The 19,466-nt window shown below is 40.1% G+C and carries 16 protein-coding genes; 1 reads left to right on the top strand and 15 read right to left on the bottom strand.

Annotated elements, in window-relative coordinates:
- The first annotated feature begins 176 nt into the window (after positions 1 to 176).
- Positions 177 to 1,517, top strand: a complete 1,341-nt coding sequence (locus BQ2679_RS04880; RefSeq protein WP_075566839.1) for a sodium-dependent transporter — start codon at positions 177 to 179, stop codon at positions 1,515 to 1,517.
- Positions 1,518 to 1,559: 42 nt separating this feature from the next.
- Here the strand turns inward: BQ2679_RS04880 and manA are convergent, their stop codons facing one another.
- From manA to BQ2679_RS04800, 15 genes are all read right to left on the bottom strand, one after another.
- A complete protein-coding gene (gene manA, locus BQ2679_RS04875) occupies positions 1,560 to 2,504 on the bottom strand; it encodes a mannose-6-phosphate isomerase, class I (RefSeq protein WP_075566838.1) in 945 nt (314 codons plus the stop codon).
- Between the two features lie 150 nt (positions 2,505 to 2,654).
- Complete coding sequence (locus BQ2679_RS04870) at positions 2,655 to 3,233, bottom strand: DUF3592 domain-containing protein (RefSeq protein ID WP_075566837.1); 579 nt, start codon at positions 3,231 to 3,233, stop codon at positions 2,655 to 2,657.
- 148 nt (positions 3,234 to 3,381) lie between these two features.
- A complete protein-coding gene (locus BQ2679_RS04865; protein WP_075566835.1) occupies positions 3,382 to 3,729 on the bottom strand; it encodes a VOC family protein in 348 nt (115 codons plus the stop codon).
- A 109-nt stretch (positions 3,730 to 3,838) separates the two neighbouring features.
- Positions 3,839 to 5,614: a pyruvate oxidase gene (spxB, locus tag BQ2679_RS04860; protein WP_075566828.1), complete on the bottom strand. Its 1,776-nt coding sequence runs from the start codon at positions 5,612 to 5,614 to the stop codon at positions 3,839 to 3,841.
- A 325-nt stretch (positions 5,615 to 5,939) separates the two neighbouring features.
- Positions 5,940 to 8,162, bottom strand: a complete 2,223-nt coding sequence (locus BQ2679_RS04850; RefSeq protein WP_075566824.1) for a heavy metal translocating P-type ATPase — start codon at positions 8,160 to 8,162, stop codon at positions 5,940 to 5,942.
- Between the two features lie 9 nt (positions 8,163 to 8,171).
- Positions 8,172 to 8,543, bottom strand: a complete 372-nt coding sequence (locus BQ2679_RS04845) for a cupredoxin domain-containing protein (RefSeq protein WP_075566822.1) — start codon at positions 8,541 to 8,543, stop codon at positions 8,172 to 8,174.
- A gap of 10 nt (positions 8,544 to 8,553) precedes the next feature.
- On the bottom strand, positions 8,554 to 8,949 hold the full coding sequence (locus BQ2679_RS04840; protein WP_075566819.1) for a CopY/TcrY family copper transport repressor: 396 nt from the start codon (positions 8,947 to 8,949) through the stop codon (positions 8,554 to 8,556).
- 211 nt (positions 8,950 to 9,160) lie between these two features.
- Positions 9,161 to 10,297, bottom strand: a complete 1,137-nt coding sequence (gene lctO, locus BQ2679_RS04835; RefSeq protein WP_075566815.1) for an L-lactate oxidase — start codon at positions 10,295 to 10,297, stop codon at positions 9,161 to 9,163.
- Between the two features lie 242 nt (positions 10,298 to 10,539).
- Positions 10,540 to 11,172 (bottom strand): orotate phosphoribosyltransferase, encoded by a 633-nt coding sequence (gene pyrE / locus BQ2679_RS04830; RefSeq protein ID WP_075566813.1) that lies wholly within the window; start codon positions 11,170 to 11,172, stop codon positions 10,540 to 10,542.
- 31 nt (positions 11,173 to 11,203) lie between these two features.
- The gene (gene pyrF, locus BQ2679_RS04825; protein WP_075566811.1) at positions 11,204 to 11,905 is read right to left on the bottom strand and encodes an orotidine-5'-phosphate decarboxylase; all 702 of its coding nucleotides are present in this window, start codon (positions 11,903 to 11,905) and stop codon (positions 11,204 to 11,206) included.
- Positions 11,906 to 12,130: 225 nt separating this feature from the next.
- Complete coding sequence (locus BQ2679_RS04820; protein ID WP_075566808.1) at positions 12,131 to 13,432, bottom strand: cell division protein FtsQ/DivIB; 1,302 nt, start codon at positions 13,430 to 13,432, stop codon at positions 12,131 to 12,133.
- A 9-nt stretch (positions 13,433 to 13,441) separates the two neighbouring features.
- Positions 13,442 to 14,500, bottom strand: a complete 1,059-nt coding sequence (locus tag BQ2679_RS04815; RefSeq protein ID WP_075566805.1) for a UDP-N-acetylglucosamine--N-acetylmuramyl-(pentapeptide) pyrophosphoryl-undecaprenol N-acetylglucosamine transferase — start codon at positions 14,498 to 14,500, stop codon at positions 13,442 to 13,444.
- Between the two features lies 1 nt (position 14,501).
- The gene (gene murD / locus BQ2679_RS04810) at positions 14,502 to 15,854 is read right to left on the bottom strand and encodes a UDP-N-acetylmuramoyl-L-alanine--D-glutamate ligase (RefSeq protein ID WP_075566802.1); all 1,353 of its coding nucleotides are present in this window, start codon (positions 15,852 to 15,854) and stop codon (positions 14,502 to 14,504) included.
- Positions 15,855 to 15,950: 96 nt separating this feature from the next.
- A complete protein-coding gene (locus BQ2679_RS04805; protein ID WP_075566800.1) occupies positions 15,951 to 18,656 on the bottom strand; it encodes an ABC transporter permease in 2,706 nt (901 codons plus the stop codon).
- Between the two features lies 1 nt (position 18,657).
- A complete protein-coding gene (locus tag BQ2679_RS04800) occupies positions 18,658 to 19,359 on the bottom strand; it encodes an ABC transporter ATP-binding protein (protein ID WP_075566798.1) in 702 nt (233 codons plus the stop codon).
- Between the last annotated feature and the right edge of the window lie 107 nt (positions 19,360 to 19,466).

Below are 19,466 nucleotides of genomic sequence, written 5' to 3'. Positions count from 1 at the left end.
TTTATCATATTTTTTATGAAAACATGAAAATCGCTTTCTTGACAGGCTTCAGAAAACATGATAGGATAATCAAGTCTATCAATCAAATAAAAGGCTCTTAAAGAGCAATTGTGAGAGGGCTATTTGACAACTCAAGTAGCCTTTTCTTATTTTAAAAATAGATTGGAGTTTTAACGATGTCTGAAAAATCGCAATGGGGATCAAAACTGGGCTTCATCCTTGCATCTGCTGGTTCTGCTATTGGTCTTGGAGCTGTTTGGAAGTTCCCTTATATGACCGCTGCCAATGGTGGGGGAGGATTTTTACTGGTCTTTCTTATCTCGACAATTTTAATTGGTTTCCCTCTTCTACTGGCTGAGTTTGCCCTTGGTCGAAGCGCTGGCGTGTCAGCAATCAAAACCTTTGGCAAGCTTGGAAACAATCAAAAGTACAACTTTATTGGTTGGATTGGTGCCTTTGCTCTTTTCATCCTTCTCTCATTTTATAGTGTCATTGGGGGTTGGATTCTGGTATACTTTGGTATCGAGATTGGAAGATTATTCCACCTAATCGGAAATGGAGATTATGCCCAGCAATTCTCGTCCATCATTTCTAATCCAGTTATTGCTTTAGGAGCCCAAGCAGCCTTTATCTTCTTGAACATTTTCATTGTTTCACACGGCGTTCAAAAAGGTATTGAAAGAGCATCAAAGGTTATGATGCCCCTACTTTTTATCATCTTTGTCATTATTATCGGGCGTTCTCTTAGCTTGCCAAATGCTATGGAAGGCGTCGTTTACTTCCTCAAACCTGACTTTTCAAAACTAACAAGTGCTGGACTTCTCTATGCACTTGGTCAATCTTTCTTTGCCCTATCCCTTGGAGTTACAGCCATGCTGACCTACGCTTCCTACCTAGACAAAAAGACTAAGCTGGTCCAATCAGGAATTTCCATCGTAGCCTTGAACATCTCTGTATCGATCATGGCTGGACTTGCGATTTTCCCTGCTATGTCAGCCTTTAATATCCAATCTGAAGGTGGACCAAGTCTCCTCTTTATTGTTTTGCCGCAACTCTTTGACAATATGCCTTTTGGTACTATTTTCTATATTCTCTTTCTCTTGCTTTTCCTCTTTGCAACGATAACTTCCTCAGTCGTTATGCTTGAAATCAATGTTGGTAACATCACCAACCAAGACAATCGTAAGCGTGCCAAATGGAGTATGATTTTAGGTGTTTTAACTTTTGTATTTGGTATCCCTTCTGCCCTATCCTATGGTCTTATGGCTGATGTCCATATCTTCGGAAAGACCTTCTTTGACGCCATGGATTTCTTGGTTTCCAACCTCCTCATGCCTTTCGGTGCTCTCTGCTTGTCTCTTTTTACAGGCTATATTTTCAAGAAAACACTGGCAATGGAGGAACTTCATCTTGATGAAACACCTTGGAAACAAGGACTTTTCCAAGTCTGGCTTTTCCTTCTTCGTTTCATCATTCCAATTATGATCATCGTGGTCTTTATCGCCCAATTTATGTAAATACAAAAAAGGACTTGAGAATATCTCTCAAGTCTTTTCTTTTTATGGATGGCTTACAATCAATTCTAGACCTTGCCCTTCCAAGGTCCAAGCTTCAACATCACTTGGTAAGATAAAGTGACTACCTTTTTGAATTGGATAATCTTTTCCGTCCACAGTCAGTTTCCCTTGACCAGCCAAAACGCTGAACAAGCTGTAATCAGCTGTCTTCTCAAATTCAACTTTTCCTGTGATTCCCCACTTGTAAACAGCAAAGAAATCATTAGAAACAAGTATAGTTGAACGCAAATCATCTGCTTTGACAGTCACAGGACGACTATTTGCAGGCTCACCAATATTCAAAACGTCGATTGATTTTTCAAGATGAAGTTCACGCAAGTTGCCATTATCATCCTTGCGGTCAAAGTCATAGACACGGTAAGTTGTATCACTAGACTGTTGCGTTTCAAGAATCAAGATGCCTGCCCCAATAGCGTGCATAGTTCCACTTGGTACATAGAAGAAATCTCCGGCCTTAACAGGTACCTTTGTCAGCAAGGCATCCCAGTTCTTGTCTTCGATTTGCTGGCGGAGTTCTTCTTTTGACTTAGCATTGTGACCGTAAATAATCTCTGAGCCTTCATCTGCAGCGATGATATACCAACATTCTGTTTTTCCAAGTTCGCCTTCGTGCTCTAGTCCATAAGCATCGTCTGGGTGAACTTGAACACTGAGCCAATCATTGGCATCTAAGATTTTAGTCAAGAGTGGAAATACTGGTTCTGGACGGTTGCCAAACAACTCACGGTGTTCTGCATACAAAGTAGAGAGATCTGTTCCTTCATAGCGGCCATTGGCTACCTTAGACACTCCATTTGGATGAGCTGAGATTGCCCAATATTCTCCGATTTTTTCACTAGGAATGTCGTAACCAAACTCATCACGTAGTTTAGTCCCACCCCAGATTTTTTCTTGCATTACAGAATTTAAAAATAACGGTTCTGACATCTTGATCTCCTGTCTGATTTTTCTCCCTTCATTATAGCAAAAAAAGAGTTCCAGTTGAACTCTTTTTCATATCTTATAAAGTAGGGAGAAGATTTTATAAAAATAGTAACGATATGGTTTTCATACTTTTGAAAAATCTACAAGAAACTCTTAGTTCATAAGATTTGGAAGAATAAACACCGTAAAGAAAGCCATGGCAATCATCATAAATACAAACAGGTAGACAGAATATTTGAACAACCATGTAAAACGACCTGGTTTTAGAGGCCTTGCTACGTAGGAATATTTGGGTTTTTTAGGGTCATAATAAACAGCAACCTTACTACCCACTGGAAAATACTCTTCTAAAGGTGATTTGGTTAAAGATATGAAACTGTTCCTATAAATTTTATATCTTAAAACCTGAGGAATTTCCCCATCTTCAAAATTGTCCATTTTGACATCAGATACGATTGAACCTAAGGGAGTACTGATTGTATTTGAAATAGCAGATCGAAATTTTGGCCCGACGACCTTATATAGGTTCCCATCAACAGTGTACTCAACCACTGGAAGGCTAATTCCGTTATAAAGAGCATAGGAATATCGGATAATAACTCCTTCCGTTTTTTCGGTGCATCTCTTGGCATTTCTATAATTACTTAAGATAAAATAGTCAAACATAAAATAGGTAAAGACAGCAAAGCCTAAATCCATTAAACCAAATAATAAAAAGAAACTTATTGGCATATTTTTCTCCTTCAAATATTCTAATGAGTCTATTTTAACAGAAAAGATTGGGGAAAAAAAGACCGGATTGCTCCGATCTTTTAATAGTTCATATTCTCACATTCTGTTTTAAGAATCATTAAGGTTAACTTCAAATGACTAAGCGCCCTTATTTCATTCTATAAAAATCAATTACTAGACCAGCAGGACCTTTAACTAATAAGGACTCTGTTCCCCAATCCGTTTCACAAGGACCGTGTAAAATCTCGACACCAATCTCTTTTAACCGCTTTTGGTTCTGGTCGACATCCTCAACCTCAATGTGTAGAATGATTCCTGACTGAAAATTTTCCAAAGGAATCAAATGATTTTGGGATAACATAAGACAGTGACTGCCAATCGTGAACTGAGCAAAACAGTTATCAACATAGTCCGCCTTTTTATCCAAGATACTCTCTAATTCAGCACAGACCTGGGGAACTTCTGACACGATAATATCTAATTGATTTAAATTCATTTACTGTCCTCCACAAAAAGACCGGATTGCTCCGATCTTTTAAGTTTCTCTCTATGAAAATCAATGCATAAAATCTACAATGTTTACTTTTGATTTTCGACGAGAGGAATTATTTAATTGCGCGTGATTGCAACCCTTCTTCTTCCAAGAAGAGGCGGAATGGTACAAGCTCTTCAGCTTCGTATTTTTCTTTGAAGGCTTTGATTGCTTCTTCTGAGTGTTGTTTTGGATCCAACTCCAGTACTTCTACTGGAAGTGGACGGTGTTGAGTGATACGGGCATCGATGACAACTGTTTTACCTTCTTTGTTCAATTTAACAGCTTCTGCAACGACTGCATCGATATCTTCGATACGGTTTACAGTGAACCCTACAGCACCTTGCGCTTCAGCGATTTTCGCATAGTCAGCATTAGGGAAGTCACAACCAAACAAGTGTTTGTTTGTGTCTTGGTATTTGTCCTTGATGAAGGCATATTCACCATTTGAGAAGACCACGTTAATAACTGGAAGGTTGTATTGAACGTTGGTGATCACGTCTGGGTAGCACATGTTGAATGCACCATCACCCATGATGTTCCATACTTGGCGATCTGGATTGTCTTTCTTAGCAGCAATACCACCAGGAAGGGCGATACCCATTGTCGCAAAGAGTGGAGATGTACGCCACATGTTCTTAGGTGTCATGTGAAGGTGACGAGTTGATGTTTGAGTAGAGTCACCGACGTCGATTGAGTAGATAGCGTCTTGATCAGCGTATTTGTTGATAGCGTTGTAAACTTGGTAAAATTGAAGCGCACCCTCAGTTTTACCTTCAAGTTTGTTCATGTAATCGCGCCAGTTTTGGTTGTTCTTCACGTTTGCACGCCACCATGGAGTAGACTCAACTGGGTTTACTTTATCAAGGATAGCTTTAGCTGCTTGACCTGCATCACCAAGGATTGAAGCGTCAAGGGCGTGACGTTTACCAAGTTTGTATGGGTCGATATCCACTTGGATGAATTTTTCAGTGTTTTTGAATGCTTGGTAAACTTCAGCAAATGGGAAGTTTGATCCAAGGAAAAGAACTGTGTCTGCTTCAAAGACCACTTCGTTGGCTGGTTTCCAACCAACACGGTAAGCAGAACCTGTCAAACCTTCGTAGTTCCATTCGAAAGCTTCGAAGTTTTTACCAGTTGTGATGATTGGGGCTTTGATTTTACGTGACAATTCAGTGATTACTTCACCAGCTTTAACACCACCGTAACCAGCGTAGATAACTGGACGTTCAGCATTGTTCAAAATTTCAACAGCTTTGTCGATTTCAACTTCGTTCAAAGCAGGAGCGATGAATGAACGCTCGTATGAACCTGAACCGTAGTATGAGTTTTCGTCGATTTCTTGGAAACCAAAGTTTACTGGAATTTCAACGACAGCTGGACCTTTTTTAGAAACGGCAGCACGGCAAGCTTCGTCAATCACTTTTGGCAATTGCTCTGCGTAAGCTACACGTTTGTTGTAAACAGCGATACCGTTGTACATTGGATTTTGGTTCAATTCTTGAAAGGCATCCATGTTCAATTCGTTAACTGGACGTGATCCAAGGATAGCAAGGAATGGAGTGTTATCCATAGCTGCATCGTAAACACCGTTGATCAAGTGAGTTGCACCAGGTCCACCTGAACCAACTGCAACACCGATAGATCCGCCAAATTTAGCCTGCATAACCGCTGCAAGAGCACCTGTTTCTTCGTGGCGAACTTGCAAGAAACGGATATCTTTGTCTTCAGCCAAAGCGTCCATCAATGAGCTGAGTGTTCCTGATGGGATACCGTAGATAGTGTCTACGCCCCATGTTTTCAATACGTTGAGCATTGCTGCAGATGCAGTAATTTTCCCTTGAGTCATAATGATAACTCTCCTTCAAAATAATTTCATATATTTACAAAAAACGCTTTTATATAGTAATTGAAAACGATTCTGTAAATTTACAATCCTAATTTATCATATTTGATTTTAGATTTCTAAGTATATGCTCAGAATACTCCATTCTCTATTACAGTACAGTTTGAAAGCGTTTTGAAAATCTGTTTTAGAATAGCAAAAAAAGCGGTTAAGACCGCCTTTTTATACTCAATGAAAATCAAAGAGCAAACTAGGAAGCTAGCCGCAGGCTGTACTTGAGTACGGCAAGGTGAAGCTGACGTGGTTTGAATTTGATTTTCGAAGAGTATTAATCGACTTTAGTAAAATTAAGCATAAGAGAGCTGATTAAAACAGAGACTGAACTAAAGGCCATGGCCAATCCTGCAAGTTCTGGATTGAGTACCAAACCAAGACCAGAAAACACTCCTGCTGCAATCGGAATACCAATGAGGTTATAGATAGAAGCCCAGAAAAGATTGAGTAGAATTCGATTAAAGGTCTTCTTACTCATATCAAAAGCACGTGCCAATCCTAGTAAATTGTTGGTTGTAAGGACAAGATCTGCTGATTCGATAGCAATATCTGTACCAGAGCCCATGGCAATTCCGACATCCGCTACACTGAGGGCTGGCGCATCATTGATGCCATCTCCAACAAAGGCCAATTTGCCATTCTTTTGAAGTTTGTGAATTTCATGTGCCTTTTCCTCTGGCAAGACATTTGCGATCACTTCTTCGATTCCAATTTGCTCTGCAATCGCATGCGCTACTCCAGCATTATCTCCGGTAAGCATGACCGTTCTAAGGTCACGTTTTTTCAATTTAGCAATAGCTTCTTTGGCATTTTCCTTAGGGACATCCTGCAAGGCAATTAAGCCTTTTAACTGACCATCCACGGATAAGAAGACAACTGTTTTTGCTTCTTTCTCAAGCAAATCAAATCGTTTTTGATAATCATGTGGAATAGCAAGATCATCTAAGAGTTTGGCATTCCCAAGCAAGACTTGTTTACTATTTATAATCCCAGTCACACCTTTTCCATGCAAGGCTTGAAAGTTTTCCACTGGGTAAAGGCTAATTCCTAGTTCAGATGCACGATTAACAATAGCTTGAGCTAGCGGGTGTTGAGATACATCTTCCAGTGAAGCAGCCAAACTTAGCACTTCTCTTTCATCACCAATAACATCTGTCACTACTGGCTTTCCTTCGGTCAAGGTTCCTGTCTTGTCAAAAACAACCGTTTGGACTTTTTGGATTTCCTGTAAAACTGTACCATTTTTGAGAAGAATCCCCATCTTGGCACTTCGTCCTGTTCCAACCATGAGGGCTGTCGGTGTCGCGAGTCCTAGTGCACAAGGACAGGCAATTATCAAAACAGCAACTCCGTAGAGAAGTGACGTCACAAAGCTTTCTCCTAGGAAAACAAACCAGATCCAAAAAGTAAGAAGCCCTAAAATGACAACTGCTGGTACAAAAATCCCAGAAATCTTGTCGGTCAAATCTTGAATAGGAGCACGACTCGTTTGCGCTTTTTTCACAAAGTCCACAATCTGAGCCAACATAGTCTCAGAACCAACTTTTTCAGCTCTAAAGATGATCGTACCACTATTATTGATGGTTGAACCAATGACAGCATCTCCAACTGATTTATCGACTGGAATACTTTCCCCAGTCACCATTGATTCATCAATACTCGTTTCACCTTCTAACACAGTCCCATCAACGGCAATTTTTTCACCTGGTCGAACGCGAATTAAATCGCCAACTTTGACCTGTTCTAGAGGTATTTGAACATAAACATCATCACGCAAAACCTCTGCTGTTTTTGCTTGTAGGTCTAATAATTTTTCGACTGCTTGCGAAGCATTTTTACGCATACGTTCTTCAAAAACTGCACCTAAAAGAACGAAGAAGAGGATAAATCCAGCACTTTCAAAATATACTGGTAGGCCTGCAAAGAGAGCGAATAGACTGTAGACATAGGCTACCAAGGTTCCAAGAGCTACCAAGGTATCCATGTTGGCATTATGTTTTTTAAAGCTAGCCCAGGCGCTTCTGATATATGGAACTCCAGCTACCAGCATAATGGGTGTCGTAGCTAAGAAGGTTCCCCAGTGCATGACTGGGTGACTGATACTGCCAGTCAGCATACCAAGCATGAGGAGGACTAATGGTAGGGTAAAAATGCTGGTAATCCAAAAACGTTGTAAAAGACTGAGAGACTTTTTGGTTTTTTCAACAACGATGTAGGTCCCCTTTTGCATCTTCATGCCACATGAAAATTCATGCTCACCCAAGTCTTGAGGAGTAAAGCGAATGACTTTTTCCTCATCTTGAGCAATTGGTTCTAAAATCCCTTCTTCTTCGAAAAGAATTTCTTTATAACAGTTTGATGGTGTCACACGATGAAAGGTAATCTCAGCAGGAATTCCTTTTTGGAGTTGAATATGGGCTGGATGGTAGCCTTTTTCTGCTGTGATACGGATTTTTTGAACACCATTTTCAATACTTGATTTCACAATTTCTGTCATATCATTCTCCTATTCTACAATCATCTTACCGTGCATCATGTTCATGCCACAAGAGAAACCATATTCTCCTGCTTCTTCAGGAGTGATTTCAACCACATATTGGTCTCCCATAGGCAGATCTGCATGCACACCAAAGTCTGGGAAAACGATTTGGTCTAAGCAAGGTGAAGGGTCTTTTCTATCGAAAATAATACGAGCTGGTTGCGATTTTTTGAGGATAATAGTTTCTGGAGTGTATCCCCCCATGACTTCCACTCGAATTTCTTGATAGCCATTCTTTTGTTGAGCTTTTTTAGCATCTTCTTGCGGTTTTTTGAAAAACCAAAAGAGGATAAAAGCAATCATTCCTAAAATAACAATAGATACAAATAGATTTAACATCGCGTCTCCTTTACATACAATTACATCTTACTTCTGTTACAGCACTTGCTTTTTTCTTTGAAATCACTTCCTCCAAGCCTTCCAGGTCAGCTAGGGTAAAGTCACATTCTTTGATCAAATTAGCAAGTAACTGCTTCATCCTGCGGGAACAAACCTTGTCTTTGATATCCTTGACAAGTAACTTCTTGCTATCTTCCTGTGTCAACAGGGCTGAATAGATAAAGGACTTGCCCTGCTTTTCCCGAGTCAAACATTCTTTTTCCACCAAGCGGGCTAAGAGTGTCTGAATCGTGGACTTAGACCAGCTAAACCTTTTCTCTAATACTTTTATGAGATCAGTACTAGTCTGCTCCCCCTGCATCCAGATAATCTTCATGACCTGCCATTCTGCATCCGAAATCTGCATTGCTATCCCTCCAAAGTCTACATTTGTCAATTATAAGTATACTCTCAAAATCTACATTTGTCAACTAAATTTCCTAAAAATTTTTTAAATAGTTTAAAATGTATTAAAATTTTTTCTTATATACTCGTTAAGTTCACTTTTTAAACTCTCTTTCACGTTTACAAAGACAGTACTCAAAAACCTCCACTTGAAGTGGAGGTTTGTTTTACTACTAATACAATTTTAAATCATGTGAATCAGCTGGGAAACTTGGATCATAGGGATTGTGACGAAGCTTGAATCGTTTCACATCTTCAATTGTCTGTGTTCCAGATAACTGCATAACTGTCTTCAATTCATCATTCAAATGTTCAAAGACTTGGCGTACACCAACACTACCACCAAGGGCTAAACCATAAATAACAGGTCGTCCAATGGCTACTAAGTCAGCTCCAGAAGCCAAGGCTTTAAAGACGTGCTGACCACGACGAATACCAGAGTCAAAAACGATTGGCACACGTTTATTTACTGCTTCAGCCACTTCTTGTAGCGAGTCAAAAGCAGCCGGTCCACCATCAATCTGTCGACCACCGTGGTTGGTTACCCAAATACCTGAAGCCCCTGCATCCAGTGAGCGCTCAACGTCTTCTCGGCATTGTGGACCTTTGACATAAACAGGAAGTCCTGAGTATTCTACGATAAACTCTACATCTCGTGGAGATAGGCGTTGTTTGGCTGATTTATAGACATAGTCCATTGACTTACCAGCACCTTGAGGTAGGTATTCTTCTACGATAGGCATGCCAACTGGGAACACAAAACCGTTGCGTTTGTCTACCTCACGGTTACCTCCTACTGTCGCATCGGCAGTCAAGACAATAGCCTTATAACCTTCTGCCTTGACGCGATCCATAATGTGACGGTTAATGCCATTATCTTTACTAAAGTAGAATTGGAACCAATGAGGTGTACCTTGAAGGGCTTGAGAAATTTCTGGCAGGTCAACTGTTGAGTAGGAACTAGTTGTATAGAGTGAACCGAACTCGTGTACTCCACGCGCAGTCGCAACTTCTCCTTGCTCATTAGCTAGTTTATGGGCTGCAACAGGTGCCATAATGATTGGTGAAGATAGTTTTTCACCATCAAATTCAATCTCTGTGCTTGGATTTTCCACATCACATAAAGTCCGAGGAACAATGAGTTTGTGGTTAAAAGCTCGGATATTCTCTCTCAAAGTAAAAGTGTCCTCTGCACCACTTGCAATATACCCAAAAGAAGCTTTGGGAATAACTTGTTGGGCCATAGGCTCCAAATCATAGGTATTTATAAAATCTACAGGTCCTTCTGCATTGCTTGTTTTATATGACATCAATAGTCCTCCTTAAACGTAAACGTTTACTTTTGTTTACTAGAATAGTTTAAAACTTTTTCATGATGTTTTCAAAAAATTTGTCTGTACTTTTCATCATAAAGGTAAACAGATTAAGAACTAGAAGTTAAAGATGATACAGATTCACTCCCCTATCCTACCCTAAACAGAGGCTATGGTTATAAACCTTCCATTAAATAAAAAACTCAGGTAGTTCTAAGAATACCTGAGTGTTTATCTATTTATACATTTTGCCAATTTTCTTGGTCTTCTTTAAAGCGTTTTAGGAGGTCAAGTCCTTCTGGTGTGATGTAACCTTCTTCTTGGGCTAGGTGGATAAGCTCACTGTAGTTTGAAAGTGTCACCAGTTTGACACCAGCATCTGCAAAGTTTTTATCTGCTTTTGGTAATTGATAGCTGAAAATGGCAACAACACCAAGAACATCTGCTCCTTCGCGTTTGGCAGCTGCAACAGCTTCAAGCACAGAGCCCCCAGTTGAAATCAAATCTTCAACAACAACCATTTTTTGGCCTTGGGCTACACGGCCTTCGATTTGGTTTCCAGCTCCATGGTCTTTTGGTTTGCTACGGATGTAAGCAAATGGCAGGTTCATCTTGTCAGCTATAATGGCACCATGAGGAATACCTGCAGTCGCTGTTCCTGCAATCACTTCTACCTCAGGGAATTCTGCCTTGATGACCTCCACAAAACCATTCTCAATCAAGGTACGTGTTTCTGGATAAGCAAGCGTCACACGATTGTCTGTATAAATCGGTGATTTAATGCCCGATGCCCAAGTGAAGGGCTCTTCTGGTTTGAGGTATACGGCTTGAATTTTCAATAGATGGCTAGCAATGTCTTTTGCAAGTGTCATGGGTTTCTCCTTTGTATTTTAAACTTTATTCTTATTTCCAGTCTCGTGTCCACTCATCCTTGATAGCTTGATAAGCTGCTACTGGATCATCGGTTTGAGTGATTGGGCGTCCGACAACGATATAGTCACTGCCTATTTGATAAGCATCTGCTGGTGTCATGACTCGTTTTTGGTCCCCAAGAGCAGCTCCTGATGGACGGATGCCAGGTGTCAAACAGATAAAGTCTTGACTGGTAGCTTCCTTGATGAGTTTGACTTCCTGAGCTGAACAAACAACTCCATCCAAGCCTGCTTCAGCAGTCTTTTTGGCATAATGAATGACAGATTCTTGAAGACTGGTTTGGATATTTTGAAAGTCTCTCATTTGCTCTTCAGAAGTTGAAGTCAACTGTGTAACAGCAATCAATTTGGCTTCTTTCCCAAGGCCTTCACGCGCAGCCTTCATCATTTCAACACCACCAGCTGCGTGGACATTGGTCATATCAACTCCTAAATCAGATAAAACTCTCATAGCCGATTTTACTGTGTTAGGAATATCATGAAGTTTTAAATCTAAAAAGACACTATGCCCCAATTTCTTCAGATATCGTACAACCTCAGGACCAGCTGAGTAGTAAAGTTCCATTCCAACTTTCAAATACAGTTTTTCCTCACTAGGAAAGAGTTCCAAAAAATCTTTAACTTCTTTAAAAGTTGGAAAATCCAGAGCAATGACTGGGCGACTTTCTCGCATATCTTTCTCCTTTTGCTTTATTTCAAATCCAGTTAATTCCTTTGGTAAATAATACAAAAAAGGAACCTGCCTACAGCAAGGTTCCACGAAAATTGGGTAGTCTCCACCCTTTCACCGTCTAACCTTAGCTGCCTCTCTGGACTGCTTTAAAGGTTTTTTACTATTCTATTATTTAAAGCGGTACTTGTCAAGTAAAAACCAGTAACTGAACGAATCATCTGAAACTTAGCGACTCTGTGTTGTTCGAGTCGTCTGTGTTGTTTGATCTTGATTTCCTTGCTCAGCTTGTTTTTTCTTCTCTTCTTCCTGCTTCTTCTTTTCCTCTTCTTTGGCTTTGACTCTTTCGTCATCCAGAGCCTTATCCACTAGACTATAGCTATAGATACCGACCTCCATGTCAATACCGCTAGGAACTGTCAACTGTGGTTTTATCTTACTATAGTAAGGTAATTTCTTCCCTAGTTCTGATAATGGCACCAAAATCTCGTCTGTATCATACATGGTAATCTTTAGAAGGTCACTTGTTACCTTACTTGGTGCAAGTTCAATCTTCTCAATCTCTTGCTTAATTTCTGGACTAACTTCATTTAGCTGAGAAATTAAGGTTTTAATCTGTTCCTCATCGTTAAATAAAACAGATATATATTTCTCAGGTAAGTTGTCAGAACTAACGGCAGTTGATTCGATGCTTCCACTAGATAAGATTGGGTAATAGCTATCTCCAGAAACAGAGTAGGCTACAATCTCAAATTCCTTCACTTCAATGGTGAAGTGAACTGGAAATTGATAAGTTATCTTAGCAGATTCAATCCAGTGATTTGATTTGACCATTTCAGCATGCTTATCTTTATTTAGAATCAAACTAATAGTATAGTCACTGTCACGAATTCCTGAAGCCTCTTTTATCTGTTCAGCATTCGTTTGGACTGTACCTGTTACCTCAATTTGTTTAAGGGTAGCAAAAGGAGTCAGAAGGTAAATTGATAAGAACAAGATCAAAAAGCTCGGAACTAAAATAGAAACTGCACGCCAAATATGAACAGACCGAATTGGAGGTTTAGGAGTTTTGGGCTTCTTTTCTTTCTTAACTTTAGATCTTTTTTCTTTATCCTTATCTTTACTACTTGAATCTATTGAAGATGTCTTTTCTGTATCAGTCTGTTCCTCTTGTTTTTCTTGAACATCACTGGTATCAGAAGCTTCTTCCTTTTCAGATTCCGTATCGCTTTCTGGTCCAGAATCAACATCGGCTTCTTCATCCGAATCTGTGTCAGCTGTATTTTCAGCGTTTTTTGCTTCCTCTTCAGCCTTTTTTTGAAGATACTCTTGATGTTGCTTTTGCCATTCTGATAATTCTTGATCGCTCTCCTCAGAAGAAGATGGCGCTTTTTTTTCCTCTGCGCTTGCTTCAACTTCTTTTTGTTTAGCCTCTTCTTCAGCTTTCTTTTGAAGATACTCTTGATTTCGTTTTTGCCACTCTGACAATTCCTTGTCAGGAGTTTGTTTTTTCTTTTTTTCCTTTGACATCAATTTTCCTTATGATAAATCTTTTTTAAGCAGCTCATAAAAATCCGCCACAGATTTTAATTCATGAGAATCCCTCATCGTATTTTGATAGATTTCTTTGTTATTTAGAAGTAGAGTTACTTTTTCTTCCAAGTTAGATAAATTCAAGTCACTTTCTTGTAACTCTTCTGCATATCCTTTTTTCACAAAGTAAGCTGCATTTTCAATCTGGTCGCCACGACTGGCTTCGCGACCAAGTGGCACAATAACATGCAATTTAGCCATAGCTAACAGCTCAAAAATCGTATTGGCACCACCACGAGTAATGACAACATCAGCCATATTCATGAGTGGTTGATAGAGTTTAGTGACATAATCAACTCGATAGAGATTTTTGCTCAGTTCATTCAAGCTAGAATCTCCAGTAAGGTTAATAATATTATAGCGACTAGTCAGCTCATTTTTATGGTCTGTTACCAACTGATTAAAGACACGTGCTCCAGCAGACCCCCCCACAAATAGAAGTGTTGGTAGATTGCTGTCAAAACAAGTTCGGATATCGACCATAATCTCCGGCTCTTCTATAACTGGTCCAGAAACCTTGGTTACTGCTCCTACATGTTCCACCTTAGTAAGACTTGCAGGTTGTTCAAAAGTAGAATACATCTTGGTTGCAAACTTATAGGCTATTTTATTGGCCAAGCCCATTGATAAATCTGACTCATGAATAAAGACAGGAACTCTAGATAAACGGGCGGCAATAACAGGAGGTACGGATACAAATCCTCCCTTTGAAAAGAGGGCCTGGGGACGAATCATAAGCATGATAAAGAAGGATTGGACGATTCCCCAAGCAACTTTAAAAACATCCCACATGTTCTGCCAAGAGAAATAGCGACGTAATTTCCCAGTCGCAATAGAGTGAAAGGTCACATCAAGACCTGACTTGAGGATTTCTTGGTGTTCGATTCCATGTTTATCGCCAATATAGTGGACTTCCCAGCCATCTTCGATGAACTTGGGCATCAATAATAGGTTGAGGGTAACATGTCCTACCGTCCCCCCGCCTGTAAAGACTATTTTTTTCATATTATCCTTTTAACTCCGCGACTGTAGCAAGGAACAAATCCCCACGAACTTCAAAGTTGGCATACATATCCCAGCTTGCATTAGCAGGACTTAGTAGAACTGTATCTCCTGCTTCTGCAAGTTCATAAGCCTTGCGGGTTGCATCAGCAATATCTGTCGCGTCGACATAAGCCACACCAGCCTTATCAGCTGCACGTTTGACACGCTTTGCAGACTGACCGAGGATGACCATTTTCTTAAGGCCAGTAATATCCGGAACCAACTCGTCAAACTCATTACCACGGTCCAAACCACCCGCAATCAAGATAACCTTGCTATTGTCAAATCCAGACAAGGCTTTTTGAGTCGCCAAGATATTGGTTGACTTGCTATCGTTGTAGAATTTTACATCCTTGATTTCATCAACATACTGGAGACGGTGCTTGACACCACCAAAGGCTGACAAGGTTTCCTTGATAGTTTCATTGTCTACTCCACGAAGTTTAGCAACGGCAATGGTTGCAAGGGCATTTTCCACATTATGGCTACCTGGCACACCAATCTCATCAGCTGCCATAACCTTTTCACCACGGAAGTAAAGAAGACCATCTTCTAGATAGGCTCCGTCAACCTTTTCAAGGGTTGAGAATGGTACTACAGTCGCATTTGTCTTTGTCGCAAGTTCTTTAGCTAATTCCTGGTTGAAGTTCAATACTAGGTAATCAGCTGCTGTCATATTGCTTTGGATATTCCACTTGGCTGCCACATAGTCTTCAAAAGAACCGTGATAGTCAATATGCGTTGGCATCAGGTTGGTAATAACAGCAATTTCAGGATGGAATTCCTGGATTCCCATTAATTGGAAAGAAGAAAGTTCCATGACAAGGGTGTCCTTATCTGTCGCAGTTTGAGCAACCTGACTAGCAGGATAACCGATGTTACCTGATAAGAGTCCATTTTGTCCTGCAGCAGTTAGAACTTCCCCAATCATAGTTGTAGTCGTAGTCTTACCATTTGAACCAGTAATACCGACGATTGGTGCATCAGAAATCAAGTAGGCTAACTCAACCTCAGTCAAAACTGGGATACCTTTTTCTAGAGCTTTTTCAATCATAGGATTGCTATAAGGAATACCAGGATTTTTCACCATGAGGGCAAAATCTTCATCCAACAATTCCAAGGGATGACCACCAGTTACAACCTTGATACCATCTTCCAAGAGACTTTGTGCTGCTGGATTTTCCTCAAAAGGCTTTCCATCATTAACCGTTACAATGGCACCAAGCTTGTCCAAGAGACGAGCTGCTGACTCACCAGATTTAGCCAAGCCGAGGACTAATACTTTCTTATTCTCAAATTGATCAATTCGTTTCATATCTAGAACTCCATTTCTACTCTTACTATTTTACCATTTTTATGAAAATAAAAAAGCCACAAAGGGCTTTCTTATTTGTTTTTTGTGATGAAAAACCTATTCTACCGACTTGAGGGCTTCTAGCATATCAAGCTTTCTCAGATAATGATTTACAAAAAATCCAAGAATTGTCAGTATAACACTAACTGCTAAAACTGGGATTAGATACACTTCCCAACCTACTTTTGGTTGAAAGCGGAAGCTGCCAGGAGCAATCATCTGGATTAAAAATTGATGGAGATAATAACCTGATCCTAAGCCTAAAATCGTTCCGACTAGTGACAATAAGATAGTTTCCCGATAAATATAAAGAGTCACTTCTTGATTGTGAAAACCAAGGACCTTGATGGTGGAAAGTTCACGAATTCGTTCAGCAACATTGATATTTGTCAGATTATAGAGAATCACAATAGCTAAAAGCACCGATACCAGTACCAAAATTGCCATTGTTTGGTTAAGGGAATCGGCAAAACTTTCAAAGAGTTGGATAGTAGAAGCATTTTGAACGAGACCACTGACAGTAGCTAGCTCCATAAATTCACCCGCAACTCTTTCGGTATTCCCTTCACTTTTATCCTTGAGTTGGACAAGATAAGTATTCATCTTGGCTGCTTGCCCATAAATGGCTTCATAGGTCTTTTGATTCATATAGACAAAGTGACCTACATAGTGCTCGGTAATAGCGCCAACTTTAAAGGTTTTCCCATCGATTGTAAAGTTGTCACCAACAGAAACTCCAGCCAACTGAGCTAATTTTTCTGTCAGGATAACTCCATCTGATAAGTCCAGTTTTTCACCATTTTTTTCTAATTGAACAAAGGGAGCCAGGTCATCCTTATCCGTTACCATGATAGTCACGGTTTGAATACCTGCCTTGCCGGAATACTTTTCTTCAATTTGCTTGGAAGAAATCAAACGGTAGTCTTCAACTTCATTACTCTTCAGTTTTTCTTCTAGCTTAGACTTATCAGAATCTGAGGTCCTAGTATTGACAGAGAGAATCATCTGGTATTGTTGCAGGTCCTTAAACTGCCTATCTGCCACACCAACAACAGAGGATTGAATACCAAGTCCTGCAAAGAGGAGGGCTACTGAACCTGCAACTCCAAAAATGGTCATCAGCATCCGTTGCTTATAACGGAAAATGTTGCGAGCTGTAACTTTTTGGGTAAAGCTCAAATGTGACCAGATAAATGTGATGCGCTCCAAGAGAATTTTAGAACCCTTGACTGGTGGTTTGGGTAGTAATAATTGAGCCGCTTCTTCATGCAAGTCTCTGCGAAATACAAGGTAGGCAGGTAGGACACTAGCTACTAAGCTAAGCCCCAGAGCTAAGCAACTATAGGTCCAGTAAAAATACTGTTGATTCTCACCAACAATCATTCGCTCGGTGATGATATGTGAGATTGTGGGTGCTAGGACATAATGGCCAATCAGAATCCCTAGAAGAGTTCCAAGAGTGCCAGCAAACAGACCATAAATTACAAACTTAGCGATGATGTCTTTGCTATGGTAGCCTAGAGCTTTGAAAATCCCAGCATTTGTTCTTTCCTCATCTACAAATCGAGTCATGGTGGTAAAGGTAACCATAGCTGCGACGGCATAGAGAACGACTGGAAAGATATTTCCCACGGCACGAATACTCATGGCTGAGTTACTATACATGAGATAACCTTGGCCGGTAGGAGAGCTTTTTCGATTGTAGACATGATAGGTTGGCTCTGTAAGAGCATTTACCTCATCCTGACTGGTCTGCCATTTAGCCTTTTCCTTAGTAAAATCCTTTTCAGCTTGGCTTAGTTTTTCCTTTTCTTGTTTCAGTTGTTTCCTGGCTTCTTCTACCTGACTAGATATTTGACTTTTGTAGGGTTCTGGTAGTTGGCTTAACTGGGCATCTTGACCTTTAAGCCTACTTTCGATTTCTTGTAAACGTTTCTTGCCAGCTGTTAAGTTACTCTCCGCCTCATCCAGTTTTTTCTTCCCGTCGTCAAGTGATTTTTGAGCCTCTTTCTTCATTTTCTCAAGTCGAGCTTGACCATTATCAGCAACTAGTTCCTTGAGAGTCGCTTCTTCTTCCTCCAGCTTTTTCTCATAATCAACGGAAAAAGGATTGACATCTGTCAGACTGTTAAAACGCAGGCGGGCAATCGTGTAAACAGAGCTCTTAAAGTTATCTTTTGTTACAACTCCATAGGCTGATAAGTTCCCATTACCACTGGCTGAACTCCCCATATCTGATTTTGAAAAAATATCTGGAGAGTGGATAAAGCCTGTAATAGTATAGCTATCTCGCTTCAACTGTGAATTACTGCCATTTTTTGGACTCAAATGAATGACTTGCCCAATTTGATAGCGATCTTTCCAAAAATCAGCTAGAGCCAATTCATCTTCTTTTTCAGGCAATCTACCTAGGATCACCTCAAATTTTGAAATATTTTCGGTTTTAGAAAAAATCCGTATGGCATCTTCACTATCCTCTAATGTCAAATCCGTCATATAACCAAATTCGACATCTACTCCTGATAGAGTTTGCAATTCTGTCTGATCTGCCTGATCTAGACCGTAATCTGCTATAACAATAGTATCTGCTGCATTGGTATTTTTCAGAAAAGTCCAAGCTGTTCGCTCCATATTGGGACTGGCCACCTTGAGACCGACTAGGGCCAAAGAACCTAACATCATTAAAGTTAGAATGGATAGAAATCTCCCTTTTGAACCTGTGAAAGACTGGAGCAGGTCTTTCCAATAAGTCTTTCTTTTCATCTCAGTACTCCAAATCATCAATATCCTGTGGTTGAGGATTGATAACAACACTCTTGACACCAGCATCATGCATCTGAATCACGCGATCAGCTATAGGAGCTAGGGAAGCGTTATGGGTCACGATGACAACGGTAGCGCCCTTCTTACATGACATTTCTTGAAGAATCTTTAAAACCTGCTTACCAGTCTGGTAGTCCAAAGCTCCCGTTGGCTCATCACAGAGGAGAATTTTGGGATTTTTAGCCACAGCTCGAGCAATAGATACCCTTTGTTGTTCCCCACCTGATAACTGAGCTGGAAAATTATTGAGACGATTGCCTAAACCTACGTCCTTTAGAACTTGCTCAGGATCTAAGGCATCTGAGACAATTTCTGATGCCAACTCGACATTTTCTTTGGCAGTCAAGTTAGAAACCAAGTTGTAAAATTGAAAGACAAATCCAACGTCATTTCTACGATAGTTGGTTCTCTGATGAGAAGTAAAATCCGAGATATTGATTCCGTCAATCCAGACTTGTCCTTCATCATTGGTATCCATTCCACCTAGAATATTTAAAACGGTTGACTTTCCTGCTCCAGACGAACCAAGGATAATGACTAGTTCTCCCTTTTCAATCTCGAAACTCACATCCCGATTAGCTACAATTTCTGTATCACCAGTATGATACCTCTTATAGCTGTTTTTCATCTCAATATAAGCCATCTTTTCACTCCCCTTTCTCCCCTTATTTTCACCTATATTATAACTCTTTTGCAGTGAGAATTAAAGCAAATATAAGATAGAAAAGAGAGGACACTTTGGTCCTCTCT

Origin of the sequence: Streptococcus timonensis (genome assembly GCF_900095845.1) — a bacterium.
Classification (GTDB): Bacteria; Bacillota; Bacilli; order Lactobacillales; family Streptococcaceae; genus Streptococcus; species Streptococcus timonensis.
Note: the sequence above shows the minus strand (reverse complement) of the source record. Positions and strands in the feature narration are given on the sequence as shown.